The 16411-nt window shown below is 61.8% G+C and carries 8 protein-coding genes; 5 read left to right on the forward strand and 3 right to left on the reverse strand.

Annotated elements, in window-relative coordinates:
- The first annotated feature begins 200 nt into the window (after window positions 1–200).
- The gene (putA, locus tag AC1RR7_RS12560; protein WP_493157568.1) at window positions 201–4154 is read left to right on the forward strand and encodes a trifunctional transcriptional regulator/proline dehydrogenase/L-glutamate gamma-semialdehyde dehydrogenase; all 3954 of its coding nucleotides are present in this window, start codon (window positions 201–203) and stop codon (window positions 4152–4154) included.
- Between the two features lie 278 nt (window positions 4155–4432).
- The gene (locus AC1RR7_RS12565) at window positions 4433–6235 is read left to right on the forward strand and encodes an acyl-CoA dehydrogenase (protein WP_493157570.1); all 1803 of its coding nucleotides are present in this window, start codon (window positions 4433–4435) and stop codon (window positions 6233–6235) included.
- Window positions 6236–6454: 219 nt separating this feature from the next.
- On the opposite strand, the gene AC1RR7_RS12570 is transcribed toward AC1RR7_RS12565, so the two are convergent.
- From AC1RR7_RS12570 to AC1RR7_RS12580, 3 genes are all read right to left on the reverse strand, one after another.
- Window positions 6455–8392: a methyl-accepting chemotaxis protein gene (locus AC1RR7_RS12570; RefSeq protein ID WP_102620177.1), complete on the reverse strand. Its 1938-nt coding sequence runs from the start codon at window positions 8390–8392 to the stop codon at window positions 6455–6457.
- 99 nt (window positions 8393–8491) lie between these two features.
- Window positions 8492–8794, reverse strand: coding sequence for a cell division protein ZapA (locus AC1RR7_RS12575; RefSeq protein ID WP_096819884.1), 303 nt, complete (start codon window positions 8792–8794; stop codon window positions 8492–8494).
- Window positions 8791–9021 carry a hypothetical protein gene (locus tag AC1RR7_RS12580; protein ID WP_007952320.1) on the reverse strand — a complete coding sequence of 77 codons (231 nt, stop codon included), beginning with the start codon at window positions 9019–9021 and terminating at the stop codon, window positions 8791–8793. Before AC1RR7_RS12580 ends, AC1RR7_RS12575 begins: the two co-directional genes overlap by 4 nt.
- Before the next feature lie 277 nt (window positions 9022–9298).
- Between AC1RR7_RS12580 and AC1RR7_RS12585 the strand changes: the two genes are divergently transcribed.
- The 3 genes from AC1RR7_RS12585 to mscK all read left to right on the forward strand — a co-directional run bounded on the left by AC1RR7_RS12585 (window position 9299) and on the right by mscK (window position 16367).
- On the forward strand, window positions 9299–10924 hold the full coding sequence (locus AC1RR7_RS12585) for a methyl-accepting chemotaxis protein (RefSeq protein WP_096819885.1): 1626 nt from the start codon (window positions 9299–9301) through the stop codon (window positions 10922–10924).
- A gap of 312 nt (window positions 10925–11236) precedes the next feature.
- A complete protein-coding gene (locus AC1RR7_RS12590) occupies window positions 11237–12979 on the forward strand; it encodes a potassium/proton antiporter (RefSeq protein WP_096819886.1) in 1743 nt (580 codons plus the stop codon).
- A 34-nt stretch (window positions 12980–13013) separates the two neighbouring features.
- The gene (gene mscK, locus AC1RR7_RS12595; RefSeq protein ID WP_493157572.1) at window positions 13014–16367 is read left to right on the forward strand and encodes a mechanosensitive channel MscK; all 3354 of its coding nucleotides are present in this window, start codon (window positions 13014–13016) and stop codon (window positions 16365–16367) included.
- The last annotated feature ends 44 nt before the right edge of the window (window positions 16368–16411 follow it).

Here is a 16411-nt window from a genome sequence, read left to right on the forward strand (position 1 = left end):
GTTCCGGCGCAGTGACACCCCTCCATCTGCCTTGAAAGCACCTATCTAGAGCGGTCATCGCGAAGCTGAAATTTATTCCTGACAAGTTGCCGAATATTCCGACAAAAAAAGGGTTGCACCCGGTTGCACCTCTGCAAGCTCACGGCTAATCTTGCCGCCAGCTGTTGTCGCGCAACTGCGGCACCTATGAGGATAAAAATATGGCTACCACCACCCTTGGGGTCAAACTCGATGACCCGACCCGCGAGCGCCTGAAGGCCGCCGCAACCTCGATTGATCGCACACCGCACTGGCTGATCAAGCAGGCAATTTTCAATTACCTGGAAAAACTCGAGGGTGGTGCAACCCTGACCGAGCTGAACGGTTTGACCGCCAAGGACGCCGATGAGGCAGGCGAAGTCCACACCGATCACGCTCACCAATGCTTCCTCGAATTTGCCGAAAGCATCCTGCCGCAATCGGTGCTGCGCGCCTCGATCACCGCCGCTTACCGTCGCCCTGAGCCGGAAGTGGTACCGATGCTGATCGAACAGGCTCGCCTGCCGGCGCCGATGGCCGAAGCCACCAACAAACTCGCTGCCTCGATCGCGGAAAAACTGCGTAACCAGAAGAGTGCCGGCGGTCGTGCAGGCATTGTTCAGGGTCTGCTGCAGGAATTTTCCCTGTCGTCCCAGGAAGGCGTGGCGCTGATGTGCCTGGCCGAAGCGCTGCTGCGTATCCCGGACAAAGGCACTCGCGATGCACTGATCCGCGACAAGATCAGCACCGGCAACTGGCAGCCGCATCTGGGCAACAGCCCGTCGCTGTTCGTCAACGCGGCGACCTGGGGTCTGCTGCTGACCGGCAAACTGGTGTCGACCCACAATGAAGCCGGCCTGACTTCGTCCCTGAGCCGCATCATCGGCAAGAGCGGCGAGCCGATGATCCGCAAGGGCGTCGACATGGCCATGCGCCTGATGGGTGAGCAGTTCGTGACCGGCGAAACCATCGCCGAAGCCCTGGCCAACGCGAGCAAGTTCGAAGCCAAGGGTTTCCGCTATTCCTACGACATGCTTGGTGAAGCAGCGCTGACCGAACACGACGCCCAGAAGTACCTGGCCTCGTACGAACAAGCTATTCACTCGATCGGCAAAGCCTCTCACGGCCGTGGGATTTATGAAGGCCCGGGCATCTCGATCAAACTGTCGGCCCTGCACCCGCGTTACAGCCGCGCCCAGTACGAGCGCGTGATGGATGAGCTGTATCCGCGCCTGCTGTCGCTGACCCTGCTGGCCAAGCAATACGACATCGGCCTCAACATCGACGCCGAAGAAGCCGACCGCCTGGAGCTGTCGCTGGATCTGCTCGAGCGCCTGTGCTTCGAGCCGCAACTGACGGGCTGGAACGGCATCGGTTTCGTGATCCAGGCCTACCAGAAGCGTTGCCCGTACGTGATCGACTACGTGATCGACCTGGCTCGCCGCAGCCGTCATCGCCTGATGATCCGTCTGGTGAAAGGCGCGTACTGGGACAGCGAAATCAAGCGCGCCCAGGTCGAAGGCCTGGAAGGCTATCCGGTCTACACCCGCAAGGTGTACACCGACGTTTCCTACATCGCTTGCGCCCGCAAACTGCTGTCGGTGCCGGAAGTCATCTACCCGCAGTTCGCCACGCACAACGCCCACACCCTGTCGGCGATTTATCACATTGCCGGTCAGAACTATTACCCGGGCCAGTACGAATTCCAGTGCCTGCACGGCATGGGCGAACCGCTCTACGAGCAAGTTGTAGGCAAAGTTTCCGAAGGCAAGCTGAACCGTCCGTGCCGTGTGTACGCTCCGGTCGGCACCCACGAAACCCTGCTGGCGTACCTCGTACGTCGCCTGCTGGAAAACGGCGCCAACACCTCGTTCGTCAACCGCATCGCCGACCAGTCGATTTCGATCCAGGAACTGGTGGCCGATCCGGTGGCCAGCATCGAGCAGATGGCAACCGTGGAAGGTGGTTTCGGCCTGCCGCACCCGCGCATTCCGCTGCCGCGTGACCTGTACGGTTCCGAGCGCGCCAACTCCAGCGGTATCGACATGGCCAACGAACATCGTCTGGCATCGCTGTCCTGCGCCCTGCTGGCGTCCGCGCACAACCACTGGAAAGCCGCACCGATGCTCGGTTGCGCCTCCAGCAACGAAGCGCCGGTACCAGTCCTGAACCCGTCCGATCTGCGTGACGTGGTCGGCCACGTGCAGGAAGCTACCGTCGAAGACGTCGACAACGCCATTCAATGCGCCCTGAACGCCGCACCGATCTGGCAGGCCACCCCGCCGGCCGAACGCGCCGCGATTCTGGAACGCGCCGCCGACTTGATGGAAGGCGAGATTCAGCCGCTGATGGGCCTGCTGGCTCGCGAAGCCGGCAAGACCTTCGCCAACGCCATCGCCGAAGTCCGCGAAGCCGTCGACTTCCTGCGCTATTACGCAGTGCAGGCCCGCAACGATTTCAGCAACGACGCCCACCGCCCACTGGGCCCGGTGGTCTGCATCAGCCCGTGGAACTTCCCGCTGGCGATCTTCAGCGGTCAAGTCGCCGCCGCACTGGCCGCCGGCAACCCGGTCCTGGCCAAACCGGCCGAACAAACTCCGCTGGTGGCTGCACAAGCCGTACGCCTGCTGCTCGAAGCCGGGATCCCGGAAGGCGTGCTGCAACTGCTGCCGGGGCGCGGTGAAACCGTCGGCGCTGGCCTGGTGGGTGACGAGCGCGTCAAAGGCGTGATGTTCACCGGCTCCACCGAAGTCGCGCGTCTGCTGCAACGCAATATTGCCGGTCGTCTCGACAACCAGGGCCGTCCAATCCCGCTAATCGCCGAAACCGGTGGCCAGAACGCGATGATCGTCGACTCTTCGGCACTGACCGAACAAGTGGTGATCGACGTGGTGTCGTCGGCCTTCGACAGCGCCGGCCAGCGTTGCTCGGCCCTGCGCGTCCTGTGCTTGCAGGAGGATTCCGCTGATCGCGTCATCGAAATGCTCAAGGGCGCGATGGCTGAAAGCCGTCTCGGCAACCCGGAGCGCCTGTCCGTGGACATCGGCCCGGTGATCGACGCCGAAGCCAAGGCCGGCATCGAGAAGCACATCCAGGGCATGCGCGACAAAGGTCGCAACGTGTACCAGGTGGCCATCGCCGATGCCGAGGAAGTCAAACGCGGCACCTTCGTCATGCCGACCCTGATCGAACTGGAAAGCTTCGACGAGCTGCAACGCGAGATCTTCGGCCCGGTGCTGCACGTGGTGCGCTACAAGCGTAAAGAGATCGACCAGTTGATCGCCCAGATCAATGCGTCCGGTTACGGCCTGACCCTCGGCGTGCACACCCGCATCGACGAGACCATCGCCAAGGTGATCGACAACGTCAACGCCGGTAACGTCTACGTCAACCGCAACATCGTGGGTGCCGTGGTCGGCGTCCAGCCGTTCGGTGGCGAAGGCCTGTCGGGTACCGGTCCGAAGGCCGGTGGCCCGCTGTACCTGTACCGCTTGCTGTCGACGCGTCCTACCGATGCCATCGAACAATCCTTCGCTCGCGGTGATGCGGCCGTGGCACCGGACGTTCGTCTGCGCGACGCCCTAAGCAAACCGCTGGTCGCCCTGAAAGCCTGGGCCGACAGCAACAAGTTCGCCGACCTGAGCACTCTGTGCGTGCAATACGCAGCCCAGTCGCAAAGCGGTATCACCCGCGTACTGGCCGGCCCGACCGGCGAGAAGAACAGCTACGCGATCCTGCCGCGCGAGCACGTGCTGTGCCTGGCGGACATCGAAGGTGACCTGCTGACCCAACTCGCGGCAGTACTGGCAGTGGGCGGTTCGGCGGTCTGGCCGGAATCCGACACCAGCAAGGCATTGTTCGCACGCCTGCCGAAGGAGATTCAGGCGCGGATCAAACTGGTTTCCGACTGGAACAAGGACGACGTGGTGTTCGATGCAGTTCTGCATCACGGCCACTCCGACCAGTTGCGCGCGGTCTGCCAGCAGATCGCCAAGCGTGCCGGCGCCATCGTCGGGGTTCAGGGCCTGTCCCAGGGCGAGACCAACATTGCGCTGGAGCGCCTGGTGATCGAGCGCGCGTTGAGCGTCAACACCGCAGCGGCGGGCGGCAACGCCAGCCTGATGACCATCGGCTAACCCCCGCGCGATCGTTCCCACGCTCCGCGTGGGAATGCAGCCCTGGACGCTCCGCGTCCCATCGGTGCCAGGCTTGAAGTTGGCAGCGCGGCTGGAACGCGGAGCGTCCCTTGAGGCATTCCCACGCAGAGCGTGGGAACGATCAGCACAGCAACCTGAAAATGGGCGCCCTCACCGGCGCCTATTTTTTTGGCCTCTCCATCACCGTTATCAATCTTCCTGTTCAGCCTTTATTCGCACGCCTAGACTCGGTCCATTCCAAAAAAAGGTAGGCCGCCATGTCCGAGACGCTGCTCAGTTCCCGCAATCTGGCTTTCGAGCTGTACGAAGTCCTCGATGCCGAGGGCCTGACCCGGCGCGAGCGGTTTGCCGAACACAACCGCGAAACCTTCGATGCCGCCATCGGCACGGCGCGCAACATCGCCGAGAAGTACTTCGCACCGCACAACCGCAAGGGCGACGAGAACGAGCCGCGCTACGAGAACGGTCAGGCGATTCTGATTCCCGAAGTGAAACCGGCGGTGGATGCCTTCCTCGAAGCCGGATTCCTCAACGCGGCGCGCAGTTTCGACGCCGGCGGCATGCAACTGCCTACATTGTTGTCCCAGGCCTGCTTCGCCCACTTTCAGTCGGCCAACGCGGCTTCGACTTCCTACCCGTTCCTGACCATGGGCGCGGCCAACCTGATCGAAAGCTTCGGCACCGAAGAACAGAAGCAACGGTTCCTGCAACCGATGATCGACGGTCGTTTCTTCGGCACCATGGCCCTGACCGAACCCCATGCCGGTTCGTCGCTGTCGGATATTCGTACCCGCGCCGAACCAGCGTCCGACGGCACTTATCGCCTGAAGGGCAACAAGATCTTCATCTCCGGCGGCGATCACCCGCTCTCGGAAAACATCGTGCACATGGTGCTGGCCAAACTGCCGGACGCACCGGCCGGGGTGAAGGGGATTTCGCTGTTTATCGTGCCCAAGTTCCTGGTCAACGATGACGGCAGTCTCGGCAAACGCAACGACGTGTTGCTGGCCGGGCTGTTCCACAAGATGGGCTGGCGCGGCACCACGTCCACGGCACTGAATTTCGGCGATAACGGCGAGTGTGTCGGCTATCTGGTGGGCAAGCCGCATCACGGCTTGAGCTACATGTTCCAGATGATGAACGAGGCGCGGATTGGCGTCGGCATGGGCGCGGTGATGCTCGGTTACGCCGGCTATTTGTACTCGCTGGAATACGCTCGCGAACGTCCGCAGGGCCGGGTGCCGGACAGCAAGGACCCGACGACGGCGCCGGTGGCGATCATTCAGCACGCGGACGTCAGACGCATGCTGCTGACGCAAAAGTCCTACGTTGAAGGTGCGTTCGATCTCGGCCTGTACGCGGCGCGGCTGTTTGATGACACCACCACGCTGGAAACCGAAGCCGAGCGCAAACAGGCGCATGAGCTGCTGGACTTGCTGACGCCGATCGTCAAATCCTGGCCATCGGAGTTCTGCCTCAAGGCCAACGAACTGGCGATCCAGATTCTCGGCGGCCACGGTTACACCCGCGAATACCCGGTGGAGCAGTATTACCGCGACAACCGACTGAACCCGATCCACGAAGGCACCCACGGCATTCAGTCGCTGGACTTGCTGGGACGCAAACTGGCGCAGAACGGTGGCGCCGGGCTCAAGCAACTGATCCGCCTGATTGCCGACACGGCCGAACGCGCGGTGGCGTACGAATCGTTGACCGCATTGCGTGAGCCCTTGGAGAAACTGGTCGCTCGCCTACAAACCGTGACCATCGGTCTGTTGACCGATCTGGCCCAGGGCAAGGTCAACAGCAGCCTGGCGAATTCGGCGCTGTACCTGAAAGTGTTCGGGCACACGGTGATTGGCTGGCGCTGGCTGGAGCAGGCGATTCGCGCCGAGGAAGGGTTGACCAAGGGGAATGTGGCGGATGCCGACTTCTATAAGGGCAAGTTGCAGGCGGCGCGGTATTTCCTGACGTGGGAAGTGCCGGGTTGCCATCATGAGCTGGCGTTGCTGGAGGTGCGGGATGATACGTGTCTGGGGATGCAGGATGCGTGGTTCTGATCATTAACCGAGCTGGGCCCCTTCCCCTCACCCCAGCCCTCTCCCGGAGGGAGAGGGGGCCGACCGCATAGTTTTGCGAGGTACATCGACCTGAACGACCGAGTCGATTATGGATTCAACGCCGATCCTTCAAGTCGGTGAACCTCTTCAATATTCCCCAATCAGTCCCCTCTACCTCCGGGAGAGGGTTAGGGTGAGGGGCTCTTTGGCTCTTGGCACTCAACTCAACTTGAACCCACCCATCTGCCGCGCCAGATCATCCGCCAGCCGCTGCAGCATCTGACAATCCTCACGACAAGCCCGAACCTCCCCCGCCGTCGCCCGGGCCAGATCGGAAATTCCCTGCACGTTGCGGTTGATCTCCTCGGTCACCGCCGACTGCTCCTCAGTCGCCGTCGCCACCTGATGGTTCATGTCGCTGATGCGCTCGACCTGCCCGGTAATCGCGGTCAAAGACGCACCCGTACGCTGGCTCGACTCAACGCCGGTGCCGGTTGCCGCCTGTCCCGTACGCATTGAAGACACGGCATTCTCCGCCCCCTGTTTGAGACTGCCGATCATCTGCTGGATCTCGTCAGTGGATGCCTGAGTGCGGCGCGCCAAGGTGCGCACTTCATCGGCCACCACCGCAAAACCACGCCCCATGTCCCCGGCCCGCGCCGCTTCAATCGCCGCGTTCAACGCCAAAAGATTGGTCTGTTCAGAAACGCCGCGAATCACCGCCAGCACCTGATCGATCGAAGCCACCTGATGCGCCAACTCCCCCACCGCGCCGGCCGCGACGCCGATTTCATCAGACATGCTTTCTATATGGCGAATCGAGCCGCCGACCACTTCCCGCGCCTGCATCGCTTCATCTCGCGCCGTTTGCGAGGCGAGCGCGGCGTTGCCGGCGTTCTGGGCGATTTCCTGCACGGTCAGGCCCATTTCGTGGACGGCGGTGGCAACCATGTCGGTCATTTCCTGCTGGCGACCGGAGCGCTCGGCGGTGTTATCCACAACCCTGGCCACCTGACCCACAGCGACACGCAAACGCTCACTGGTGGTCAACACCTCGGCGATCATCCCGCGCTGACTGTCGAGGAAACGGTTGAAGCCCCGAGCGAGGTCGCCCAGCTCGTCGGCGCGGCTGGAATCTAACCGATGGGTCAAATCTCCACCACCGCTACCGATTGCTACCAGCGCAGCTGTTACCTGACGAATCGGTCGCACCAATCCCTGAGCCAGCCAGATCACCAGCGCCAGGCAAACCAGCGCCACCGCCAGACCGATGCCACTGCTCATCCACATCGCCCGGCGGGCTTCGGCGTAGATCTGTGACTGCGGCACTTCGGCCACCAGGGTCCAGCCAAGGTCACGCAAAGGCAGGCTGAAGGCGAGGAAGTCTTCGCCGTCGCGCTGGAAGCTGCTGTTGGCGGCCACTTTATGGCCCATGACCGCTTGTGCCGCGCTTGCGCCGATCTGCTCCGTAAGCGTGCGCTTGCCGCTGAATTGCGCCTCGGGATGGACCTGGATCAAACCGTCGGAACGCACGAGATAGACCTTCCCGCGCTCGCCGAAGCTGAAATTGTGGATCAGCTCGGACAGCTCTTTCATGCTCAGACCTAGCCCCGCAACGCCGACCACTTTGCCGGCCTGTTCGACCTTCAGGTCGATGAACAGCGCCAACTCTCCGGTGGCCCCGTCGTTGTCGATGTTCAGGGTTCGGGGCTGATTGCTGTCCAGGAATGAGTAGAACCACGCATCGGCCGGTTTGGCGCGGCTGAGGGTGCGATCCAGGCCTTTTTCGGTGATGTAGTGATTGGATTCGGTGCCGATGATCAGCGCGGTAAACGCCTTGTGTTCGGCGCGGATGCCTTCCAGATATTGCGCGAAGCCTGCCGTTTTGGCGGAGTCTTCACCTGTGGCCAGCCAGTCGCGGACCATTGTGTTGCTGGCGATGTCTTTGGCGGCGGTGAGGGGTTGAACGAGGATTCGCTCGATGTCGTTGCGCGTCGCTTCGATGCTCGACGGCAACGCCTGCTCGACCAGATAGCTCTGGGCGAGGCGGTTGACCACCAGGGTATAAATGCCAACCACGATCAGGATGCTGACCAGCAGGGCGGTGCCCATGCCGAGGATCAACTGCCATTGAATACTGCGACGCCAGAACTGCATGGAGCACCCCCAAAGAATAAGAGGCTGAAACACTGCAACAGCCGTGCCGATTGTATACAACGCAATCGACAATCTTATTCTTTGGTTGTGCGCAACCCATCAACCCTGATTGATGGTCTTGGCGATGGTCTCGACCGTGGCGCTGACTTGCTCTTGGTAACGCTCGAGTTCCTGCTGGTGCTGCTTCTTCATTTCAATCTGCTGCGAGCACAGATTCATCGCCGCCAGCACCAGCAGGCGGTCGCCGATCAGCGTCGGGTATTTGCGTTTGGTGTCGGCCAGTGCGGCCTTGAGCATCAATGCGGCGTCCAGCAGGGTCTGTTCTTCCCCGGCCGGTGCCTTGATCGAATAGTCCTCCCCCATGATGGAGACGACTTTTACCCCTGCTGTGCCGTGGTTCATGCGCTGACAGGACCTGCGTTGACGCGATCAACCAGGGCCTGGATGCGAGCGGCAGTGGCGCCGTGTTTTTCTTCCTGTTCCATCAGGCTCAGTTGCAGGCTTTCGTTTTCATCCTTGGCCTGGGCCAGTTCCGTGGACAGGGTCTGGTTGGTTTCCGAGAGAGTCTGGTTCTGTTGCACCAGGTCGCTGACGAGCTGTTCCAATTGGCTGAGGGATGCTTCCAACATTTTGATCTTCCAGGGCATTTTCAAAGGGCGCGTACGATAAAGAAAAGTCGTCGTGGATGCCAGGGTTAAACCGGCGCAAGGCCTTGATTTTCCTGGTGGCCGACCGTTCCTGCGAGTGTTAGAGACTGTGATCTGCCGATCTGGTTCCTGCACTTCGTCGCCCGGCCTTCAGTGCGACAAATACGCGCACGGGCTCAAGACTTTAGTCGTATGACCGATAAGTCATCCAACAGCAGTCTCAGCCCGCATGGATGCGGCCCTTCCTGGTATACGCCCCATGTCCCTTCGCAATATGAATATCGCCCCCCGGGCGTTCACCGGTTTTGCCCTGATCGGCGGCCTGATGCTCATTCTCGGTGTGTTCGCCCTGAACCAGATGAGCAAGATCCGCGGCGCCGCCGAAAACATCACCACCACCAGCGTGCCGAGCATCAAGAACCTCGACGAGTTCACTCAGCTGACCCTGCGTCTGCGGGTGCTGTCGTACCGCTTACTGGTGAACCGCGAGCCGGACATCCAACAGAAAACCATCGAACTGCTGGAGATGCGCAACCAGCAGATCCGCAAGGCCCAGACCGATTACGAGCCGTTGATCGGCAGCCCGGCCGAACGTGCGGCCTATGACCAATACGTGCAGTTGCTGGGTCAATACCGCCAGATCGAAGACCGGATGAAAACCCTGTCGCGCAACAATCAGGTGGATGAGCTGCGCAACCTGCTGAACACCCAGTTGCTCGACAACTCCGAAGCAATGAACTCGGTGCTCAACCGTCTGATGCAAATCAACGGCGAGCAGATCAGCACCACCAACCAGCAAGCCGCCGAGCAGTTTTCTTCGGCTTTCAGCCTGGTGGTGACGCTGCTGGTGATCGCGACCGGCCTGACCTTCCTCTTCGCCTGGCTGCTGACCCTGAGCATCACCAAGCCGATTTCCAAAGCGCTGGATGCGGCGGAAACCATCGCCGAAGGCAACCTGACCCAGCCGATCCACGTTGACGGCACCGACGAAGCCGGTCGCCTGCTGGCGGCCATGGCCAAGATGCAGTCGAAGCTGCGCGACACGCTGCAGCGAATCTCCGGCTCGGCCACCCAACTGGCGTCCGCCGCCGAAGAGCTGAACAGTGTCACCGACGAAAGCGCCCGTGGCCTGACCCAGCAGAACAACGAAATCGAGCAGGCCGCCACGGCGGTCAACGAGATGACCAGCGCCGTGGAAGAAGTCGCACGCAACGCGGTCAGCACCTCGGAAGCCTCGAAGAACGCCACCACTTCCGCCGGCGACGGTCGCGATCTGGTGCAGGAAACCGTCAGCGCCATCGAGCGCATGAGCGCCGATGTGCAGAGCACCGCGACCCTGATCGGTGATCTGGCCAACGAATCCCGTGACATCGGCAAGGTGCTGGACGTGATCCGCGGCCTGGCTGACCAGACCAACCTGCTGGCACTGAACGCTGCCATCGAAGCGGCCCGTGCCGGTGAAGCCGGTCGCGGTTTTGCCGTGGTGGCGGACGAAGTCCGTGCCCTCGCGCACCGCACCCAACAGTCGACCAGCGAAATCGAGCGCATGATCGGCAGCATCCAGAGCGGCACCGAACACGCCGTGGATTCGATGCGCAACAGCACCGAGCGCGCCGAATCGACCCTGAACATCGCCCGTGGCGCTGGTCTGTCGCTGGACACCATCAACACGGCCATCGTCGAAATCAACGAGCGCAACCTGGTAATCGCCAGCGCTGCCGAAGAGCAGGCACAGGTTGCACGTGAAGTGGATCGCAACCTGGTCAACATCCGCGATCTGTCGGTGCAATCGGCGACCGGCGCGAATCAGACCAGTGCGGCGAGCAACGAGCTGTCGCGCCTGGCGCTGGATCTGAACAATATGGTTGGACGGTTCAGCCTGTAATTTTTGAGATCAAGATCAAAAGCCCCTCACCCCAGCCCTCTCCCGGAGGGAGAGGGAGCAGATTGGGGGCTTTTCAGATCCTGAGTTCGACTCGGGATTTCAGGTCGCCGTAGCTCACACAAACACCACGATCAGTCCCCTCTCCCTCTGGGAGAGGGCTAGGGTGAGGGCAGCAATCGCGCGCCGAACGCAAATCCGAATACCCCACTGAAAAAGCTTTTTGACAGCATCACATTTCAACAGGTTAGAATCGCTGGCACGCAGACTGCATGGTCAGTTTGTGCCCGTCTTTCCGCTTCTGGAGTACTGCCTTTGAATGCGACGACCATCAACAGCCTGTTCTTGATCGGCGCGTTGCTGGTAGGTGCGAGCATTCTTGTCAGTTCCCTTTCGTCGCGTCTCGGCATCCCGATTCTGGTGATCATCCTTGCAGTCGGCATGACTGCCGGGGTCGATGGCGGCGGCATCATTTTCGATAACTACCCGACGGCCTATCTGGTCGGCAACCTCGCTCTGGCGGTGATCCTCCTCGACGGCGGTTTGCGCACCCGGGTGTCCAGTTTCCGCGTGGCCTTGTGGCCGGCCTTGTCGCTGGCCACCGTCGGCGTCCTTATAACCACCGGTCTCACCGGCATGGCCGCTGCGTGGCTGTTCGACCTGAACCTGATTCAAGGCCTGTTGATTGGCGCCATCGTCGGCTCGACGGACGCCGCAGCGGTGTTCTCGCTGCTCGGCGGCAAGGGCCTGAACGAACGGGTGACCGCCAGCCTGGAAATCGAGTCCGGCAGCAACGACCCGATGGCGGTGTTCCTCACCGTGACCCTGATCGACATGCTCGCCAGCGGCCAGACCGGCCTGCACTGGAGCCTGTTGACCCACCTGATCCGCGAGTTCGGCATCGGTGGCGTGATCGGCCTCGGCGGCGGCTGGCTGATGCTGCAACTGGTCAACCGGATCAACCTCGCCACCGGCCTCTATCCGATCCTGGTAATCGCCGGCGGTCTGGTGGTGTTCGCCCTGACCAACGCCCTGCACGGCAGTGGCTTCCTCGCCGTTTACCTGTGCGGCCTGGTGATCGGCAACCGTCCGGTGCGCAGCCGCCACGGCATCCTGCACATGCTCGACGGCATGGCGTGGCTGGCGCAGATCGGCATGTTCCTGGTGCTGGGCTTGCTGGTTACTCCGCACGACTTGCTGCCGATCGCCCTGCCTGCTCTGGGCCTGGCGCTGTGGATGATCCTGTTCGCACGGCCGCTGTCGGTGGTGGTCGGGTTGCTGCCGTTCAAGGCGTTCCATGGTCGCGAAAAGGCGTTCATTTCCTGGGTCGGCCTGCGCGGCGCGGTACCGATCATTCTGGCGGTGTTCCCGCTGATGGCCGGGCTGCCGAATGCGCAGCTGTATTTCAACCTCGCGTTCTTCATCGTGCTGGTGTCGCTGCTGGTGCAGGGCACGAGCCTGCCGTGGGTGGCCAGACTGCTCAAGGTGACGGTGCCGCCGGAGCCTGCGCCGATCTCCCGTTCGGCCCTGGAAGTGCACATCACCAGCGAGTGGGAGCTGTTCGTTTACAAGCTTGGCGCAGAGAAATGGTGCATCGGTTCACCCCTGCGGGAGCTGAAAATGCCCGAAGGCACCCGTATCGCCGCCCTGTTTCGCGGTCAGCAACTGCTCCATCCGTCGGGTAGTACGGTGCTGGAAGTCGATGATTTGCTGTGCGTTATCGGCCATGAACACAACTTGCCGGCCCTCGGAAAACTGTTCAGCCAGGCACCGCAACGGGGCCTCGATCTGCGTTTCTTCGGCGACTTCGTACTCGAAGGAGACGCCCAGCTCAAAGCGGTTGCGGCCCTGTACGGCCTACCGGCCGAAGGCATCGATCCGGACATGACCCTGGGCCACTTCATTGCCCAGAAAGTCGGCGGTGCGCCGATCGTGGGCGACCAGGTGGAATGGAACAACACCCACTGGACGGTTGCGGTCATGGACGGGAACAAGATCGCCAAAGTGGGCGTCAGATTCCCCGAAGGAAGTCGCCCGGGCCCCGGGCTCTTCCTCTAAACTGCCTCCACTCTCACTTGCTTGACCGGTCTCTATGCCTACCCTGCGCTCCTTTTTCCTCGCGGCCCTGCTGGGCCTGAGTCTTACTGTCGGCCCGCTGCACGCCGCAGAACCGCCATCCAGCGACGCCGTGCAGGCCAACCTGGACAAGCTCACCGACAGCAAACTGCCCGAGGCCGACAAAAAGGCCCTGCAAACGCTCCTGCAAAACACGCTGAACCAGCTCAACAACCGGCGTGACTACGAGCAGAAGCTGAGCGACCTCAAGCAGCAATTGGCCACCGCACCGAAGCAGACCATCGAGAACGCGCGCGAACTGACGCGACTCAAGGCCACCCCTGTGGTGCCTGTGGCGCAGCGCTTCACCAAAGAGAACATCCAGCAGCTGGAGCAGATACTCACCGAGCGCTCGACCCAGCAAAGTGATCTGCAAAAAGCCTTGGCCGATGCCAACAGCCTGATCATCACTGCGCAGACTCGCCCGGAGCGCGCCCAGGCAGAAATCGCCAGCAGCCAGACGCGCATCCAGCAGATCAACAACATCCTCAAGACCGGCAAGGACAGCGGCAAGACCCTGAGCGCCGAGCAACGCGACCTGCTCAACGCCGAGCTGTCGGCGCTCAATGCACTGATCCCGCTGCGCCGTCAGGAACTGGCCGGCAACAACCAGTTGCAGGACCTGGGCAACAGCCAGCATGACCTGCTCACGGAAAAGTCCGACCGCCTGGACCATGAGATCCAGGAACTGCAAACCCTGATCAACCAGAAACGTCTGACCCTGTCTCAGGAAACCGTGACGCAGCAGTCGATCGAGGCTCAGAAGTCGGGCAGCAGCACCCTGCTCGCCACTGAAAGCGCGGCCAACCTCAAGCTCTCCGACTACCTGCTCAAAAGCACCGACCGCCTCAACGAGCTCACCCAGCAGAACCTGCAGACCAAGCAGCAGCTGGACAGCGTGACCCAGAGCGATTCGGCCCTCGACGAGCAGATCAACGTGCTCAAGGGCAGCCTGCTGCTGTCGAAGATTCTCTATAAACAGAAACAGGCGCTGCCGCGCCTCAAGGTCGACCGCGACCTGGCGGATCAGATCGCCGACATTCGCCTGTACCAGTTCGAAATCAACCAACAGCGCGAACAGTTGAGCAATCCGGCGACTTACGTCGACAACCTGCTGTCCACCCAGCCGCCGGAGCAAGTCACGCCACAGCTGCGCAAGAGCCTGCTGGAGCTGGCCAACACCCGCGTCGATCTGCTGGAGCGGCTGAGTCGCGAACTGAGCGCGATGCTCAACGAGTCGATCACCCTGCAACTGAACCAGAAGCAACTGCTGAGCACCGCGCAAAGCCTGCGCGCGACCCTCGACGAACAGATGTTCTGGATCCCCAGCAACAAGCCGCTGGACAACGAGTGGATTCGCGGCGTGCCGGAACGCCTGAAACGCCAGATCGACACCCTGCCGCTGGCCTCGAGCCTGAGCGAACTGACCGACGGCCTCACTCAGCGCCCGCTGCTGTTCCTGCCGCTGGCGTTGCTGATCGGCGCGCTGCTGTGGCGCCGCAAACAGCTGTATTCGCGACTGAACAAGGTCCACCAGGATATCGGTCACTTCAAACGTGACAGCCAGTGGCACACCCCGCAGGCAATTCTGATCAACATCCTGCTGGCGATGCCGGTGGCGCTGGGCCTGGCGTTGTGCGGGCTGGCGCTACAGATCGACGCCCGGGGCCAGAACGCCAACATGGGTGCGGCCCTGCTGCAAATGGGCCAGGCGTGGCTGGTGTTCTACACCGCTTACCGGATCCTCGCGCCGGGCGGTGTGGCCGAGCTGCATTTCCGCTGGGAAAAACCGCAGGTCGAATTCCTTCAGGGCTGGGTGCGTCGCCTCGGTCTGGTGGTGATGGCACTTGTGGCGGTGGTGGCGGTTGCCGAACTGCAACCGGCGGCGCTGGCCGATGACGTCATCGGCATGCCGGTGGTGCTGACCTGCTACGCCCTGATGGGGTGGCTGCTCAGTCGACTGCTGATCAGCAGCCCGGCCCACGAAAACGCCTCGCTGTTCCGCAAGGCCGTGGGTGTGATGTTCACCCTCCTGCCGATCGCCCTGTTCGTCGCGGTGTGCTTCGGCTACTACTACACCGCGCTGAAACTCAGCGACCGCTTGATCAACACCCTGTACCTGCTGATGTTCTGGCTGGTGATCGAAGCCACCTTCGTCCGTGGTCTGGCGGTCGCGGCACGGCGTCTCGCCTACCAGCGGGCCCTGGCCAAACGTCAGGCAGCGAAAGAAGCCGGCGACGGCGAAGCGGTGATCGAAGAACCGACCCTGGACATCGAAAAGGTCAACGAACAGTCCCTGCGCCTGATTCGCCTGGCGCTGCTCGGCGGTTTCATCGCCGCGCTGTACTGGGTCTGGGCCGACCTGATCACGGTGTTCTCGTACCTCGACAACATCACCCTCTACGAATACACCAGCGGCACCGGCGCCAACATGAGCATGGTGCCGATCAGCATCGGCGACATGCTGGGCGCGCTGATCATCATCGGCATCACCTTTGCGCTCGCCCGCAACTTGCCGGGTCTGCTGGAAGTGTTCGTGCTGTCGAAACTCAATCTGGCCCAGGGCAGTGCCTACGCGACCACGACGCTGCTGTCGTACGTGATCGCCGGGGTCGGTTTCGTCTCGACCCTGTCGACCCTCGGGGTGAGCTGGGACAAGTTGCAATGGCTGGTGGCGGCGCTGTCGGTCGGCCTCGGTTTCGGTATGCAGGAGATCTTCGCGAACTTCATCTCCGGCATCATGATCCTGTTCGAACGCCCGGTGCGGATCGGTGACACCATCACCATCGGCAACCTGTCGGGCACGGTGAGCAAGATCCGCATCCGCGCCACGACCATCACCGACTTCGACCGCAAGGACATCATTGTCCCGAACAAGACGTTCATCACCGGGCAACTGATCAACTGGTCGCTGACCGATACCATCACCCGGGTGACGCTGAAACTCGGCGTCGATTACGGCTCCGATCTGGATCTGGTCAAGGAACTGCTGCTCAAGGCCGCCCGGGAAAACCCGCGCGTGCTGAAGGAACCCGAGCCGCACGTGTACTTCCTCAACTTCGGCGAAAGCACCCTCGACCACGAACTGCGCATGCACGTGCGTGACCTCGGTGACCGCAACCCGGTGATCGACGAGGTCAACCGCTTCATCAACCGCGAGTTCAAGAAGCAGCACATCAACATCTCGTTCCGGCAGATGGAGGTTTACCTGAAGAACCTCCACGGCCAGGAGTACAAACTGGTGCCGGTCGAAGACGACAGCAAAACCATCGTGCCCGTCAGCGGCGAGCAAAAACCGCTGCAAGAGCCGCCGCCCGCCAAACTCGACTAACCCGACTAATCCCAGCAGAATGCTCGGACATTCTGCTGGAGCCG

The organism is Pseudomonas sp. GW821-FHT11G12 (assembly GCF_058808055.1).